The organism is Pseudorhizobium halotolerans (genome assembly GCF_902153235.2).
GTDB classification, from domain to species: Bacteria; Pseudomonadota; Alphaproteobacteria; order Rhizobiales; family Rhizobiaceae; genus Neorhizobium; species Neorhizobium flavum.
In genome coordinates, this window is sequence record NZ_CABFWE030000011.1 from 60,885 (window position 1) to 75,628 (window position 14,744).

At 59.2% G+C, this 14,744-nt stretch carries 10 protein-coding genes and 5 pseudogenes; 5 read left to right on the forward strand and 10 right to left on the reverse strand.

All coding sequences use genetic code 11. From position 1 onward, the window contains the following. Positions 1 to 13 precede the first annotated feature (13 nt). Positions 14 to 2,221 carry an amylo-alpha-1,6-glucosidase gene (locus FN060_RS15690; protein WP_142588931.1) on the forward strand — a complete coding sequence of 736 codons (2,208 nt, stop codon included), beginning with the start codon at positions 14 to 16 and terminating at the stop codon, positions 2,219 to 2,221. A gap of 477 nt (positions 2,222 to 2,698) precedes the next feature. Here the strand turns inward: FN060_RS15690 and FN060_RS15695 are convergent, their stop codons facing one another. Beyond that, positions 2,699 to 2,983: a DUF982 domain-containing protein gene (locus FN060_RS15695; RefSeq protein WP_142589549.1), complete on the reverse strand. Its 285-nt coding sequence runs from the start codon at positions 2,981 to 2,983 to the stop codon at positions 2,699 to 2,701. Positions 2,984 to 3,046: 63 nt separating this feature from the next. Next, a pseudogene (locus FN060_RS15700) lies at positions 3,047 to 3,502 on the reverse strand (transposase); the annotation flags it as partial. Between the two features lie 118 nt (positions 3,503 to 3,620). On the opposite strand from FN060_RS15700, the pseudogene FN060_RS15705 reads away from it, so the two are divergent. Continuing rightward, positions 3,621 to 3,791: pseudogene (locus FN060_RS15705) on the forward strand (transposase); the annotation flags it as partial. Positions 3,792 to 4,029: 238 nt separating this feature from the next. On the opposite strand, the gene FN060_RS15710 reads toward FN060_RS15705, so the two are convergent. Continuing rightward, positions 4,030 to 5,082: an IS110 family RNA-guided transposase gene (locus FN060_RS15710; RefSeq protein ID WP_142588932.1), complete on the reverse strand. Its 1,053-nt coding sequence runs from the start codon at positions 5,080 to 5,082 to the stop codon at positions 4,030 to 4,032. Positions 5,083 to 5,147: 65 nt separating this feature from the next. Here FN060_RS15710 and FN060_RS15715 point away from each other — a divergent pair. Together FN060_RS15715 and FN060_RS15720 are read left to right on the forward strand one after the other, a co-directional pair. Continuing rightward, positions 5,148 to 6,073 (forward strand): annotated as a pseudogene (locus FN060_RS15715) (IS3 family transposase); the annotation flags it as partial. A 349-nt stretch (positions 6,074 to 6,422) separates the two neighbouring features. Next, positions 6,423 to 7,268, forward strand: a complete 846-nt coding sequence (locus tag FN060_RS15720) for a MurR/RpiR family transcriptional regulator (RefSeq protein WP_142588933.1) — start codon at positions 6,423 to 6,425, stop codon at positions 7,266 to 7,268. Here FN060_RS15720 and FN060_RS15725 read toward each other — a convergent pair whose 3' ends face one another. The 5 genes from FN060_RS15725 to FN060_RS15745 are packed head-to-tail and all read right to left on the reverse strand — an operon-like array spanning position 7,269 to position 12,051. Then, positions 7,269 to 8,018: an ABC transporter permease gene (locus tag FN060_RS15725; RefSeq protein ID WP_244665829.1), complete on the reverse strand. Its 750-nt coding sequence runs from the start codon at positions 8,016 to 8,018 to the stop codon at positions 7,269 to 7,271. It lies immediately after the preceding gene. A gap of 23 nt (positions 8,019 to 8,041) precedes the next feature. Continuing rightward, complete coding sequence (locus FN060_RS15730) at positions 8,042 to 8,803, reverse strand: ABC transporter permease (RefSeq protein ID WP_142588934.1); 762 nt, start codon at positions 8,801 to 8,803, stop codon at positions 8,042 to 8,044. A gap of 1 nt (position 8,804) precedes the next feature. Further along, positions 8,805 to 9,593 (reverse strand): ABC transporter ATP-binding protein, encoded by a 789-nt coding sequence (locus FN060_RS15735; protein ID WP_142588935.1) that lies wholly within the window; start codon positions 9,591 to 9,593, stop codon positions 8,805 to 8,807. Next, positions 9,590 to 11,032, reverse strand: coding sequence for an amidohydrolase family protein (locus FN060_RS15740; RefSeq protein WP_142588936.1), 1,443 nt, complete (start codon positions 11,030 to 11,032; stop codon positions 9,590 to 9,592). The genes FN060_RS15735 and FN060_RS15740 overlap by 4 nt, the downstream gene beginning before the upstream one ends. Then, positions 11,029 to 12,051 carry an ABC transporter substrate-binding protein gene (locus tag FN060_RS15745; RefSeq protein WP_142588937.1) on the reverse strand — a complete coding sequence of 341 codons (1,023 nt, stop codon included), beginning with the start codon at positions 12,049 to 12,051 and terminating at the stop codon, positions 11,029 to 11,031. The genes FN060_RS15740 and FN060_RS15745 overlap by 4 nt, the downstream gene beginning before the upstream one ends. Positions 12,052 to 12,310: 259 nt before the next feature. Here FN060_RS15745 and FN060_RS15750 point away from each other — a divergent pair. After that, positions 12,311 to 12,678 (forward strand): annotated as a pseudogene (locus FN060_RS15750) (MarR family winged helix-turn-helix transcriptional regulator); the annotation flags it as partial. A 115-nt stretch (positions 12,679 to 12,793) separates the two neighbouring features. Here FN060_RS15750 and FN060_RS15755 read toward each other — a convergent pair. Next, positions 12,794 to 12,943 (reverse strand): annotated as a pseudogene (locus tag FN060_RS15755) (SDR family oxidoreductase); the annotation flags it as partial. A 101-nt stretch (positions 12,944 to 13,044) separates the two neighbouring features. Beyond that, positions 13,045 to 14,502: an ISKra4 family transposase gene (locus tag FN060_RS15760; RefSeq protein WP_244665830.1), complete on the reverse strand. Its 1,458-nt coding sequence runs from the start codon at positions 14,500 to 14,502 to the stop codon at positions 13,045 to 13,047. Between the last annotated feature and the right edge of the window lie 242 nt (positions 14,503 to 14,744).

The following is a 14,744-nucleotide window of genomic DNA, read 5'->3' on the forward strand; positions in this document are numbered from 1 at the left end:
AAGAGGTGGCTCCATGGACGTCGCAAACATTCAGCCCGATGCGGTGAACCTTCCCGGACTTCAGCTCAGCTCTGTTGGGCAGTTCTTCATTCCTGCGTCGGCATCCCTGCAGGAGCGCCGACCTCGCACCCTCAAACACGGCGATACCTTCGCCGTGTTTGATCACAACGGCGACGTGATATCCGGCCCCGGAAGTCCAGAAGGCATCTTCCACCGTGACACCCGCTACCTCTCGCACTTCTACATGACGATCGGCGGCGCGCGGCCTATGCTGCTGAGCTCCACCTTGAGAGACGACAACGCCACGCTGACATGTGACCTGACAAACCCTGATCTGTTCGACGGAACCGGCAAAATGGTTCTTGAGCATGATCTGGTTCACATCAGGCGGACTCGCTTTCTGTGGCAAGGCCGTTGCCTGGAACGGCTGGTGGTGAGGAACTTTGACGATCAGCCTCGCGAGATCTCAATCGAACTGGCCGTTGACGCCGATTTCGCGGATCTTTTCGAGGTGCGTGGCACGGAGCGTGGCAACCGAGGGACACGCCATTCGACGATCACGAGCGATCACGGAATAGAGCTTTCATACACTGGGCTCGATGAATACCGGCGAAGCACATCGATCGGCTTTGAACCTGCACCAGAGAAGGTGACCGCCCAACAGGCGGTCTTCCGTCTTCAACTCCAGCCCAGGCAAGCTCGTTCGATTTTTATCGAGATCGCCTGCAACTGCGAACCCGACACTTCGCCCACCGCCGCCTTCTTCAAGGGCCTGCGGGATGCCCGCAGGGCTCTGCGCCTGTCTTCGTCAAGAGCGGCAGCAGTTGAAACATCCAACGATATCTTCAACGAGGCGCTGCGCAGAAGCGTGTCCGACGTCTACATGCTTTTGACGGATACCCCCGAAGGACCGTACCCTTATGCTGGCATTCCCTGGTTCAGCACGGTGTTCGGCAGGGACGCCATCATCACAGCGCTACAGACGTTGTGGCTCGATCCTGCCATTGCGAAAGGCGTGCTGGGCCACTTGGCCGCCAATCAGGCAACCGGCGTCGATCCCGTGGCGGATGCCGAGCCGGGCAAGATCCTTCACGAGGTGCGCTATGGAGAGATGGCGGAACTGGGCGAAGTACCCTTCCGCCGCTACTACGGCAGTGTCGACTCCACGCCGCTCTTCGTGATGCTTGCAGGAGCCTATCTAGAACGCACAGGCGACCTGGAGACGCTAAGGGGGCTCTGGCCAAACATCGAAGCTGCACTCACCTGGATCGAGGACTATGGCGACCGCGACGGAGACGGCTTTGTGGAATATGGGCGGATGACCGAGGAGGGGTTGGCCAATCAGGGTTGGAAGGACAGCTATGATTCAGTCTTCCACGCGGATGGCACCCTGGCCAAGGGGCCCATCGCGCTGGCCGAGGTACAGGCATATGCTTATGCGGCCTTCAATGCCGCCGCGATAATCTGTCGTCGCTTGGATCGACGAGAGCTCGCCTCACGCTATTCCGCGCGGGCCGCAGCACTTCAGTTCGCATTCGATGCTGCGTTCTTCGATGAAGCTCTGGGCACCTTTGTACTCGCACTGGATGGAGACAAGCGACCGTGCCGCGTCAGATCGTCAAACGCCGGCCATGCGCTGCTGACAGGAATAGCCTATCCGGAACGGGCGGAAGCGGTTGTGAGGACGCTCATGGAACCATCATCCTTCTGCGGCTGGGGTATCCGCACCGTCCCGTCCACCGAAGCACGGTACAACCCGATGAGCTATCACAACGGTTCAGTCTGGCCTCACGACAACTCGCTTATTGCTTCTGGTCTTGGCCGCTATGGCTACAGGAAAGAAGCCGCGAAGGTGTTTGAAGGCCTTTTCGCGGCCTCGACCTACATCGATCTGCGGCGCCTACCGGAGTTGTTTTGCGGATTTAGGCGTCATCGCGCTCAGGGGCCGACCTTTTACCCCGTCGCTTGCGCACCTCAAGCCTGGGCAGCCGCAGCACCCTTGTCTCTGCTCCAGTCGAGCCTGGGCTTGGTCTTTGAGCCCGAGAACACCCAGATCACTTTCGAGCGGCCAGTCCTGCCGGCGTTCCTGGACGAGGTAGTCATCCGAAACCTCACTGTCGCCAGCGGCGCTGTCAATGTCGCTCTTCGCCGCGCGGGCAAGCAGGTAACGGTTGAGGTACTGGATCAGAGAGGAGGCGTGCGCGTGGTATCCGTGAACTGAGCCTTTTTGTATCCTCAACGACCTGAGGCTAATTGTCATGCAATTCGCCTGGCCTGTTCGCCGGCGGGCCGGCCACGCCTTGCGCATGAACTTTAACGGTAGGAATATCTAAGGGTAGTCATTGCTGGAGCTAAAGCTTCCTCTTCAGATGAAGAGGGTATTCAGCCGGCTCCAGCGGTGTACGAACTGCCAAGCGAGGTGGCTCGGTCAGAGAGATGCTGCTGGCATCAGCCCCTCCACGATGTTAACGGTATCCCTGCAAACATCGGGCGCGATACCTACTCACACCGTCACGACCCGGCTTCAGCTCAGAAGAGCGCGGCTCGTCGGCATCGGCTCCAACGGCCACACGCGATGCCGGAGTCTGACGCCCTTGCGTCGGACGCGGCTGATGGAGTTCTGAGCGCCTTTCCGGCGAGCCCCGGTCTCGCAGGCGTAGAGCGAGCACTGCCTAACTTCTGCCGACCTAAGAGATTCTCAACGAATGCGTGGATCCTGGTCGTGCCTTAGCCGAGGCGCAGCAGAGACGGTCACTTCCGGTGCCAGCAAGTCATGCTTGTTCGCGAAGGCGGTGAACAAGCCGCGGGCCGTTTCAGCTTCGATCTCTCCACGAAGTGCGGCGCCGCATGCCTTCATCGCCAGCGAATGTGCTGAGTCCCTCAGCGACACCGGCCATTCACATAGATGTCGATAGGCGTCCATCACGCCACGGATTTCAGCCGGAAATCCGAGGCCAACAAGTATGAATACGGGTTTTTTGATCGTGTGCCCCGGCGTGGTGTAGCTTTGGCGGTCGCCGTGCTTCCGGACAGAGCCGGGAATGGATCAGCTTGCGGCTGGCAGGCTGATGAGCGGATCATCGCTCATCGTGGCGATTGTCTCAAGTGTCATGTAGCGGGACCGCTGGACGGCCCATTCGTCGTTCTGTTCGAGCAGCAGCGCACCGACTAGGCGCACGATGGCGTCGTCGTTTGGGAAGATGCCGACGACCTCTGTGCGTCGCTTGATCTCGCCGTTCAATCGCTCAATCGGGTTTGTCGAGTGGAGTTTGGCCCAATGCTGCTTGGGAAAGGTCATGTAGGCGAGCACGTCTTGCTCGGCACTGTCCATGAGACTGGCGAGTTTGGGCACCTTCGGCCTGATCTGGTCGGCGACGTTGCGCCATTGGGTACTTGCAGCCTCTGACGTGTCTTGGGCAAAGGCTGTGGCGATGAAGGCGGAGACAACACGGCGTCCGCTCTTTCCGGCATGGGCGAGCGCATTGCGCATGAAGTGAACCCTGGGGCTGTTGAAGAAGTCGCCGATGGCCGATCAGGCAGCACCTCGCGCGTTAATGAACCTCTGCGGGAGTAGAATGCGGCTGAAAGCGTTCCTCAGCTCGCAGATGGTTGCCTGGGGTGGTGTGAGCGAGGCGACGTTGTATAACTGGAAGGCGAAGTATGGCGGGATGGACGTGTCCGACGCCAAGCGCCTGAAGGCTCTGGAAGACGAGAACGCGAAGCTCAAGAAGTTGCTCGCGGACCAGATGCTGGAAGCCTCAGCCCTTCGCGAGCTTCTGTCAAAAAATGTATGGTCCGCCTCGTCCGTGCAAGGGTACGCGACATCGTGAGCGACGATTCCAGTTGCATAAATGTATCCGGCCTCTCGCGAGTGGGCTGCGGTTGCAGCCAGGCCATGATGAGATCCGCACACGCCGTTCCCAATAAATGGTTCGGGCACGAGGCCCGCTTTTTTGCACAGGACTTACGGCATGTTGATCCACTGTTTCGTCATCACTATTCCCGAGCCTTGCAATCGAGCCAGGAGCGTCAGGTGAAGGCAGGGTCCCTGCGTTCGTAGAGCGCTCCAGGCTTGGTCAGGACGACCCAGACGATCCGGGCCATTTTTGCGGCAAGTGCGACAACGGCTTTGTTCGGGTGCATTCGGGCTTGGAGACCATCCAGCCAGCTTCCCAGTCGATCCTTTGTTCGGTCGAGGTGTCGGAAGCAGGATCGCGCACCATGGACCAGCAGTTTACGGACGTATCGATTACCTCGCTTGCTGATGCCGAGGAGCTTTTGCTTCCCTCCCGTCGAGTATTCTCGTGGCACAAGGCCCAGCCATGCGGCCAGATCACGAGCTTTCTGAAACTGTCTGCCGTTTCCAACAGCAGCAAGCAGTGCTGTCGCACCGAGAGCTCCGATTCCAGGGATTGTCATCAGCCGTCGTGCGGCATCCTCTCGATCAGCGTTCGCTTCGATCTCGCGTGTCACATCAGCAATCCGCGTTTCCAACTGACGCAGGTCGGCAAACAGTTCGCTGAGCAGTTTGCGCATTGCGGGCGAAAGATCATTAGTTGGATCCTTGAGAGCCTCGGGCAGGTCGAGCTTGAACAGACCTGCACCCTGACGTAGCGCGACACCGTATTCGAGGCAAAAAGCGCGCATCTGGTTGATCAGGCGGGTTCGCGTGCCGATCATTTGGTCACGCACCCGGTGCAAGGCTTGAAGGTCGGTCTGCTCCTCAGTCTTGAGTGCAGCAAATCGCATCGTTGGTCGCGTGGCGGCCTCGGCGATTGCCTCCGCGTCGATGATGTCACTCTTGTTCGACTTTACATAAGGCTTCACAAATTGGGCGGGGATCAGCCGAACCTTGTGACCGAGCGTCTGGATCTTCCTTGCGACCCACTGAGACCCTGCGCAGGATTCCATCCCCACAATCGCAGGTGCTGCCCGCTGGAAGAATTGAAGCAACGTGTCCCGTCGGAACCTAACCCGCTGAACAACCGTGCCGTCGCTCCCTAACGCGACGACGTGGAAGATGTTCTTACCAAGATCAATCCCATAGACCGCTGCGGGACGCGGCACATTGCGTTGTGGCATTGCAACCTCCTTCGGTTTGACCGCCTCATGATGCGGCAGGAGGACGAGGCGGACCATCCCATTATGTATGGTCCGTCGCCAAGCGCGAAGCCGTAGCGCATCTGCAGGCAGTGATGGGCCTGTCGGAGCGGCGGCCTGTTCCTTCGTCGGCGCGGATCGTAGGATGATCCGCTACCGCTCCTGCCGTCCGCCAGAGACGGAACTGCGCGACAAGTTGCGGGAACTTGCCAACGAGCGGAGACGCTTTGGCTACCGCCGACTGTTCGTCCTGCTGCGGCGGGAGGGTGAGCCGTCCGGGATCAACCGCATCTATCGGCTCTATCGGGAGGAGGGGCTGACGGTGCGCAAGCGGCGAGCACGACGCCGTGCGGTGGGAACACGCGCTCCGATCCTGGTTGAGGCCAAGGCGAATGCACGGTGGTCACTGGACTTCGTGCATGACCAGTTCGCCTGTGGACGGCGCTTTCGGATATTGAACGTCGTCGATGACGTGACGCGCGAATGCCTGGCCGCGATCCCCGACACCTCGATCTCCGGCCGCCGTGTCGCGCGCGAGTTGACCGACCTGATTGGCCGTCGCGGCAGGCCGGACATGATCGTTTCCGACCACGGCACCGAGTTCACCTCAAACGCAATCCTGGCCTGGGCGAAGGAGTACCGCATCGAATGGCACTACATCGCGCCTGGCAAACCGATGCAGAACGGCTTTATCGAGAGTTTCAACGGTCGCATGCGCGATGAACTGTTGAACGAGAGCCTGTTCTTTGGCCTCGATCACGCTCGTAGCGCCATCTCCGAATGGATTCACGACTACAATACAGCGAGGCCTCATTCCTCGCTGAACTACCGGACCCCGGCGGCCTTTGCCGAGGTTCTCACGGCAACCGGCTCCTACGCGGCGCTCAACGGAGGCTTCGCGCTTCCGCCGGTTGCTCAACCCGCGCCAAACGGCGTAACAGAAACGGTCGAGACTCTAATTGCCGCTGGATGAAAGTTCAGTGGCAGGTCAGTTTCTCAAAAGTTCGCTTTTGGATTCTTTGAGCGGTGCCAGCGCTGGCGCATCAGAGACTTGAGCATAATGTCCTACCTCGCTCTTGAGACAATTGCTAACATGCTGGTACGTTTAATCTTGGTGGCACCTATTACCGGCGTCGCAGGGTGAGTTCAGGGTGAACTTGACGAAAGCGGCAGGGGTTGTAGAAAAGGGGGCTCCACCCTGCCCCACCTAGCGGCTGCTTTATTGTTGGCAGCGATCGCAGCATCCTATCACAACAAGGCACCTATAGCTTTTGGGATAGATCAATTAGCAATGTCGGCAACCCCGGATGATGTAGACGCTCATGATCTCAGCAAGGATAAAGGAGAGATATCCGACCCTCTCGAGATCACAGAAGGTGTTTGCGGATTTTGTGTTGTCGGATCCAGTCAAGATGGCCCGCGTCAGTATCCACGCTGCTGTCGCGGAGGCTGGCGTTTCATCGGCTACGGCCAACCGTTTCGTCCGTAGCGTTGGCTACAGGAACTACGCGGCGTTTCGCGCTGACCTGATACAGAATCTGGCCGTAGCTTACGAGCCTGTCGACCGGCTGAAGCAGGATATGTCGCAGCAAATGTCTGCCGATGGGATCATCGGCAATATGCTTCGCGAGGATGTTACCAACATCACAGAGACCATCGCTTCGGTCGAACCCAAAACGTGGCTGGCGGCAGTCGAGACGATAAAGAAGGCACGGCGCATCTTCGTCGTCGGATTCGACAATGGGGCCGCACTTGCTCAAATACTGGCCAACGGCCTGCTGCGAACTAATCCGGACGTACACAGCATCGTCGGCGGATCCGGCGGTTTTACTGGCGTGAGGCACATTGCGACCATGAACGAGAAGGATCTTGTGATAGCGATCGCATTTCCCCGATATATTAAGGATACGGTAAAGTTAGCTTCACTAGCGCGGTCGAGGTCTATTCCCGTACTAGCCATCACCGACAGCCACCGTTCGCCGCTTGCGGCGACCGGCACTGTCAACGTCTTTGTTGTGGCACACCGTCAGTTCGGCACAGTTTCGAATGCGACTATCCTTGCAGTGATCGAAGCCCTCCTGGGCGCTGTCCTGCACGCTCATCCGACCACGATAAGGGACGCTAAGATTTTTGCTGAGCTGTCGTTGCCGTGGATCGAAAATCCCTGATCAGCTCCAGCGTGAGCGTGCCTTGCGCTCCAGAACAGTCGCACCGAAGAAACAGGCTATTGAAATAACGGCAGCTATCGCGCTTGCGCCCAATGCGTGGCTCATGGCGAGATCGCCGCGGGCCACGTTGAACACATAGCCGAGCCCGCCCGTACCCATCAGGAACTCGGCAACAATTGCGGAAAGAACCGCATTGGCGGCCGCAAGACGCAGCGCGATGGTCCATTGCGGTATGGCGGAAGGCAAAGCGAGATGATACAGCCGCCTCACTTTTCCCACGCCCAGGACCCGAAACAGATCGTCGCTGCCCGCGGGAAGGCTGCGCAGTCCGGATGACGTGAACACAAAAGCAGGGAAGAAGGAGATAATTGCGACAATGGCGAGAACAGTTCCGGTCTCATAGCCAAAAAGACGGGCAAGAATAGGAATGATCGCGACCACGGGAACGGATGCGAAGATGATGCTCACAGGCGTGAGCAAGCCAGAAACAAAGCGCGAAAGCCAGGTTGCAATTGCCAGCAGCGTTCCGATCGTCATGCCAAGCACCAATCCCGCAATGGCGAGCAGCAGTGTGCGCAGCGTAGCTGTGCCGAACTCCTGAGGATGATTGAGGACTTCCTTTGCGATAGAGGAAGGGGAAACCATGACGATGCTGTTGATCGCATGGATCGAAAACAATGCCTCCCATGCGGCCAACATCGCAAGAACAATCCAGGCGCTGCCGATAAATCTCTTGATGTTTGCGATCACGGGTTTAGGCCCACCTGCTTTGACTAGCGAAAGCGTCGCTCCGCATATTTCTGTAACATACCCAACAGTGCGAAAAGGCCAAGTGACACGATCACCGCGAGAACCACCGCACTCCACAGCAGCGGAATCTGGAAGTTTTGCATCGCGTTGATGATGAGCACGCCGACGCCGCGCGTTGCACCGAACCATTCACCTATGATGACGCCGATCAGCGCCGAGGGCGCGGCAAGCCGCATGCCGCCGACGATGATGGGAGTTGCCGCAGGGATGTCGAGCCTCCGAAGCCGATCGAGGCGCGAGGCTCCGAGCACCCGCATCAGGTCGATCCATTCCTGCCTCGACGAGGCGAAGCTGGACGTCGTGCTGACATACATCACGAAGAAGGTGCTGAGCGCAGCAAGAGCCGCAGGAGTATGTTCGCGTCCGATGAACACGATGAACAGCGGGGCAAGCGCGATGGAAGGAATCGCATGGATGAAAGCGCTCATCGTATCGAGCCCGGAGCGCATGGCGGAGACGGTATGGGCAAGCGTGGCAGCCGCAATCCCTGCAAAGAGCCCAAGGCAATAGCCGACAAAGAGCGAACCCAGCGACGCGGAAAGCGCGCGCAGGAACAATGTCTGGCGGGATGGCGTAAAAAGAAAAACCACGACTTCCGAAAGTGCGGGCCATGTCAGGCCCAACCACCTGTTCTGACCGATCACCTCCCATGCCAGCAGAAACATGGCGATGCCAAGCATGCCCAGCAGAGCAGAACCGTCCCGCTGTCCCGCCGATCGCGCCATGTCAGTGCCCCGCCCGTGAATCGAGCGCCGCCGTCAATTCATCCTGGAGCCGGTGAAACAGCTCGGATCGTGTGGTTTCGACGGTTCTCGGGCGGTCGAATGGCACGTCGAGGCTCTGTATGACATGGCCGGGCCGCCCGCTCATCACCAGCACGCGGTCGGCAAGGAACAAGGCTTCGTCGACCGAATGGGTAACCAGCAGCGTCGTCAGCTTCTCTTCCGCCCAGATCCTCTGCAGTTCGTGATTCATATGGCGCCGGGTAACGGCGTCCAGCGCACCGAACGGCTCATCGAGCAGAAGCACTTCGGGACGAAGGACAAGCGAGCGAGCAATCGCCACGCGCTGCCGCATTCCCCCCGACAACTGCTTCGGCCGCGCCCGCTCAAGCCCCGCGAGGCCCACCAGCGCGATGAGCTGCTTCACCCGCTCGTCGTCCACCTCCATGCCGGACACCCGATAAGGAAGTTCTATGTTGCGGCGCACGTCCAGCCAGGGCAGCAGCGCATGATCCTGAAAGGCCACGCCCAGCCGGTGGGTGGCGGCGAGCGCGGCTGGCGGGTTGCCATTGACGGCTACGCTGCCCGACGTCGGCGTGTCGAGCGAGGCGATCATGCGCAGCACCGTGCTCTTGCCACATCCACTTGGACCGATCAGCGCGACAAAGGATTCGGCCGCAATTTCAAGCGACATCCCGTCGAGCGCGAGCAGGCGCTGGCCGTCATCGAGACGAAACTCCTTGGAGACGTCGTGGACCACAACCGAAGGCCTGGAATTGACCGAAGCATTCATGCTGGCCCTCTCTTGCCATAGTGCTCGATGGCCTGATCGAAGCGGGCCATGATTTGGGGAAGGCGGCGCGACAGTTTGAAGCGAAGCTGGTCCATGTCGACGCTCAGGATCTCCCGGTTCTTCATTACGGTGCGACCATCGACGATGACCGTGCGGACGTCACGCCCGACAGTGAGATTCGCGGCCGTAAACAGAGCATCGCCAGCGCTGAACTGGTCGATATTGTTGGTGTCGATCAGGACGATGTCCGCCCGCTTTCCAGTTTCGAGACTGCCGATTTCCCTCTCCAAACCGAGCGCCCTCGCGCCGCCATTGACTGCAACAGCGAGAAGCTCCTCGGCTGACATCGGCACCCTTACATGATAGGGATGGCCGATTGATGCCGATTGCCCGATGCGGGCTGCATGGGCCACAGCAAAAAGATCGAGCGAACCGGCCGCCGCCGCGCCATCGGTTCCGAGGCCGATTGCGATATTGCGGCGCCACATCTCCTGAAGGCGCGGTATTCCAACCCCGTAGTTGCCGAGCGCGCAATGGCAGGCGGAGACATCGTGCCTTTGGTAAAGATCCACTTCCTCGGGCGTCAGGATTATCGAGTGGGCGCAATGGAGATGCCTGCCGAGTACGCCCAGGTCGTCGAGGTATTCCGTCGGCCTCTTGCCGTAATGCTCAAGGGCATAGTCGACTTCATATGTGCCCTCGGCCAGATGCGTGTGGATCTTGACACCCATCTCCCGGGCCGCGGCCGAAAGCGACTGGATGAGCTCCGGCGAGCATACGATGATCTGGCGCAGTGAAAGCCAGCCCTTGACGCGCTCCTGCGCGCTCAAACTCTTCACCAGGGCGATGTTACGATCATAGGCCTCCTTGGTCGTCATGAGCATTGAACCAGGAACGCTGCTGCCGGCGAAGGCCGGGTTCTGGTCGACTGTCGAAAGTGACACAAAGCCGCGAATACCAACCTCGATTGCAGCGCGCGCCATTTCGGTCGGATGAGGGCCTCCGGCTTCCGCAAAGCAGGTGGTCCCGACGGTAAGCATGTTGGTGTAGGCGACGAGGCCGCTTAGATAAACGTCTTCGGGCTCAAGAAGCCCCTCAAACGGTACATAGTAGTTCTTCCAGGGCGGGTTGCGCAGCGGGCCACGACTGCGCAGTGCCGAAAGCTTACCGCGCAGCAATTGCTGCGCGGTGTGAATATGGGCGTCGATCATCCCCGGCATGGCGATCTGCCCGCTTCCATCGATCACGGAAGCAGGACGCTCGATCTTTCTGCCTTCGGCTGCCGAACCCATCCAGACGATGGCGTTACCCTTCACCGCGATCGCGGCCTCGCTGAGGGTCGTGCCCGCCGGGTCCATGGTGACGATGTCGCAGCCGGTGATCAGCAGGTCGATGTCGGTCGGAAGGGCTGTGTCCGGCCCGTTTGCAGGAATGGTCATTTCTTGCCTTCGTAGGCTTCTTGCACGATGTCGAAATCGGCAATCTTAGTGACATCGGGCAGGTTGGTTCGTCCAGTAGCCTCCGCAGCCTTGTACATTCTGGTCTCGATCAGCTCCCGATCGAGCGAGAGCGGCAGCTTGTCCGGCTCGGCATATTGTGTGAGCGGGATCTGCAGTTCGTTCTGGCGGATCTGCTGGTCGAGGTCGAGGCCAAGATCGGCACCGTATTTCTCGACGACGAGGCGTGGTGCGACCGTCGGATCCTCTTTGTTCAGAGCCCACCCATCGATCAGCCCGCGCATGTAGCCGACGACGGCTCCCCTATTGCTGTCGAGGAAAGAGCGGGTAGTGACGATGATCGATCCATAGGTGCGGAAGCCAAAATCGTCAAAGAAGACGAAGTGGAAGTCCTCGCCGGGCTTCATTCCCATCTTCTCGAGCGTGATCGGCTGGTTCGTGCTGAAGGCGGTGAAAGCATCGCCATCACCGGCCAGAAGCGGCTCGGGCGAAAATCCGGTCGGAACCCAGGTCCAGTCGCCGGGGAGGCCCGCCAGCGCAAGCGTGGCATCGATGGCAGTCTTATCATTCGGCGCCTGAGCAAGGATCTTCGCACCGACGAGGTCTTTTGGTTCCAGGATCGGCTTCTTGGCAAGTGAGATCAGGCCATGCGGATTGCGCGGAAACGACGCCCCGATCATCACGAAATCATTGCCTTGATTGATCGCGTCCAGAAACTGGAACCAGTTGGAGTACGCGACGTCCGCCCCGTTAGCGGCGAGCGTTACCAGCGACGCCGGCGCATTCGGTCCACCGGGCTGCCAATCAATCGCAACCCCGTTGTTTTCCATAAGGCCATTCTCGAATGCGATCCAGTCGCCAGCATACTGGACGTTCGAGACCCAACTTAATTGCAGCCGTACCTTGCGGAGATCCTGCGCGAAAGTCTGGCTCGCGAACGGCGCGATGAGCCCGGCTGCGGCCATGCCCTTGAGGAGCCTCCGACGATTGGTCGTGTACATAATTCAGTGCCCTCTGTAGTTATTGTTTCAAACATAACGCCACAATGTAATATTTATTGCAACCTCGATCTGTGGCATTTCGCGCAGGTTAGGAAGGAAGTTCGCAGCTCGAAACGTTGGCTCGGAAGCATCCCTTCAGCCGAACACCTACCGTCTGAATTTCTGCTGTGTCCGGCAAAGCTGATTGCGCCAGCGCCGGTCGTCGAGTGTCCTGACGTTCTTGCGCGCCAGATCAGCGATGATTGCGTAGCGCCACATTCTCCCCAACTCGTTGGGCCTGATCTACCCGCAGTATCTCGTGCTCAACGTGCTGCGGAGCGAAGACGCACAACCGTAGGCATCATCGCCAACGCCCTCCCTCTTGAATCCAGCACGCTGACGCCACTGCTGAAGCGGCTAGAGTCCTCTCGCTTGCTGCGCAGGACCAGGAACCTCAGCAATGAGCGGCAGGTCTTGATGGCGCTGACTGACGAAGGATGTGCCTTGCAGCACAAGGCAGGCTGCCTCGGCGACACGTTGCTGGCGGCCGCGACGCGAATGCCGAAGGAACTGGCGGCTCTGAACCATAATGTCCGCCGCCTCCGCAACGCAGTCTACTCCCAGATCGGCGGGTGGGACGCACCCGCCGGACCGTGGGATGACTGCAGCGGCATAGCCAGCCTAGCCACTTGCAGACGACGTTTCGCCTTCTCACTTCGTTTGAGTGAATGGTGGTGGCGTTAGGCGGTTCATCACATACTGTTTAGGCGGTAGGGACTGTCCCACCGTCAATAACATGCTCAGTGCCTGTAATGGACGAAGCTCGATCCGATGCAAGGAAGGCGATCAGGTCGGCGACTTCTTCTGGCTTGGCAGGGCGACCCAGCGGTATGCCGCCGAGCGAGTTCATGATCACCTGGATCGCCGCTTGGTAATCGATGCCGGCTGTCGCTTTGCACTTAACCCCAAGAATCCGTCGCAGCAATTTCAGAGAGACCGGTAATCTTTCTGGGGTTAGGCGGCGTGCAGTAGGGGCGGTTGTGGTTTGAATAGCGGTGGTACGTTTGCTTCAGGCTGTCGGAAAGGTGCCCGCAATCGATTACGGAGTTCGCCATTTGCCTCCGCAGTTCGAACCTGCATGAGCATATTAGCACCGTGGAGCGACCACCGCATCTGCTGCTTTTTCACCATCCGCTTCCCGACGAGAGAATTCACGGCCGACTCAGCGAGGGTCGTAGCAACACGGAGCCCAGCTCTGTGGCGCTTTCCATAGTTGACAATCGCACCACGGTTCGAGCGGATATAGGTCAGGAGTTGCAAGCCGAGGCAGTGCAGCCGTGCGATCGAGAACTCGTTTATCTGCGTTGATCCCTGCAGGTTCGTCAAGAGCCGCTCCAGGTCCCTGATCGCACGATCCACGCGGCCGTGCCACAAGCGCCATTTCACTGCTCTGATGTCTCTGTCTATGGCTGGAAGCGCTTCAAGGGGACTGGGTTGCGATCGCGTGATGTGATTGGCAATCTGCTGCATGGGCTGGATCTTCATGGCGATGTGGAACCAGTCGATGATGTGGGTTGTCGGATTCGGCATGGCGCGGGGCACTCGCTTGAGAACTTCTGCGCCGTCCGAAATCACCGTCACATCGCCATAGCCGCGATATCCGACTCCTTCAAGCGTGTGGAGGGCGCGGTCGCGAATTGCTTGTTGAGCGGTGCTACCGGTGACGAAGTAGCGACCACCTGGTTCGCCTCGTCCTCCGCGGCCGCATCGGGCAACGACGAGCTCGAAGCTTCGCGCTGCATTTGGGTCCGCGCTGCGAACATAAGCGGTATCGATGCTGATGACGAATTCCTTGCGGCGATCGCCCGGGAGCTGCAGCTCAAGCTGGCTACGATCATCTGCTTGAGCTCTCGCCTTCCATGTTTCCCGGGTAATCTGGTCGTCGAGCCGTTCGCCGATCCTGATGGTCCGCTTGCGCACAGTCGCGTACGTCTCGGTGGGTTCAATCGGCAGGAACTCGGCCAGCACCTTGGCTGCCTGCCGGTAGGGCATCATGCTTCCCAGACGGGCACTCAGCTCCAACAGTTCGGGCGTCGCTCGATCGGGGCAGATTTCTTTCAGCGGCGCAAAGGCGCCGTCCATGCCCGGATGACAATCCCGGCACAGCATCCAGCGAGGATTGCGGACCTCCACTGTGCCGAAGACGGTTCGGATCCGGCGTGATGTGTAGTCCTTAACCCGCCGAAAGGTGTGGCAATCCGGGCAGACCCGACGGAAGAGGGAGTAGGTCTCTGCCTCATGGGCTACGACAGCGCTTTGCATCGCCGTCATGATCGTCTTGCTGTCCTCAAGCGACAGGCCAATGCCGCCGTCAAATAGACGTTCCCAACTCTTGTCGATACGAACGGCCTTCCTGCAAACGTCGCCGAACTCGTTCTTCCCCTCGATCGTGATCGTCCATTCCACCGCCATCGCTGCCTCTCCGAACAAAGCGATGCTGATGGACTGCACTGACCTAACAACCCGTGTCCGACCCCAGAGAAATTACCGGTCTCTCTGAAATTGCTGCGACGGATTCTTGGGGTTAAGTGCAAAGCGACACCCGGATGAGGAATTTGAGACACATGGAGCGATCGATCCGAAGAACACGCGTTCGCTAGCCTCCGACAGACTCTGCTGGAAATCCGAAAATCGCTTGGCTCTGCACGTGAGCT

What these genes read in the sequence shown, in the direction of transcription:
- FN060_RS15710 (WP_142588932.1), bottom strand. Translation starts at nt 5,082, where the DNA reads ATGCCACAACGCAATGTGCCGCGTCCCGCAGCGGTCTATGGGATTGAT.
- FN060_RS15760 (WP_244665830.1), bottom strand. Translation starts at nt 14,502, where the DNA reads ATGGCGGTGGAATGGACGATCACGATCGAGGGGAAGAACGAGTTCGGC.
- FN060_RS15690 (WP_142588931.1), top strand. Translation starts at nt 14, where the DNA reads ATGGACGTCGCAAACATTCAGCCCGATGCGGTGAACCTTCCCGGACTT.
- FN060_RS15735 (WP_142588935.1), bottom strand. Translation starts at nt 9,593, where the DNA reads ATGAATGCTTCGGTCAATTCCAGGCCTTCGGTTGTGGTCCACGACGTC.
- FN060_RS15745 (WP_142588937.1), bottom strand. Translation starts at nt 12,051, where the DNA reads ATGTACACGACCAATCGTCGGAGGCTCCTCAAGGGCATGGCCGCAGCC.
- FN060_RS15740 (WP_142588936.1), bottom strand. Translation starts at nt 11,032, where the DNA reads ATGACCATTCCTGCAAACGGGCCGGACACAGCCCTTCCGACCGACATC.
- FN060_RS15720 (WP_142588933.1), top strand. Translation starts at nt 6,423, where the DNA reads ATGATCTCAGCAAGGATAAAGGAGAGATATCCGACCCTCTCGAGATCA.
- FN060_RS15730 (WP_142588934.1), bottom strand. Translation starts at nt 8,803, where the DNA reads ATGGCGCGATCGGCGGGACAGCGGGACGGTTCTGCTCTGCTGGGCATG.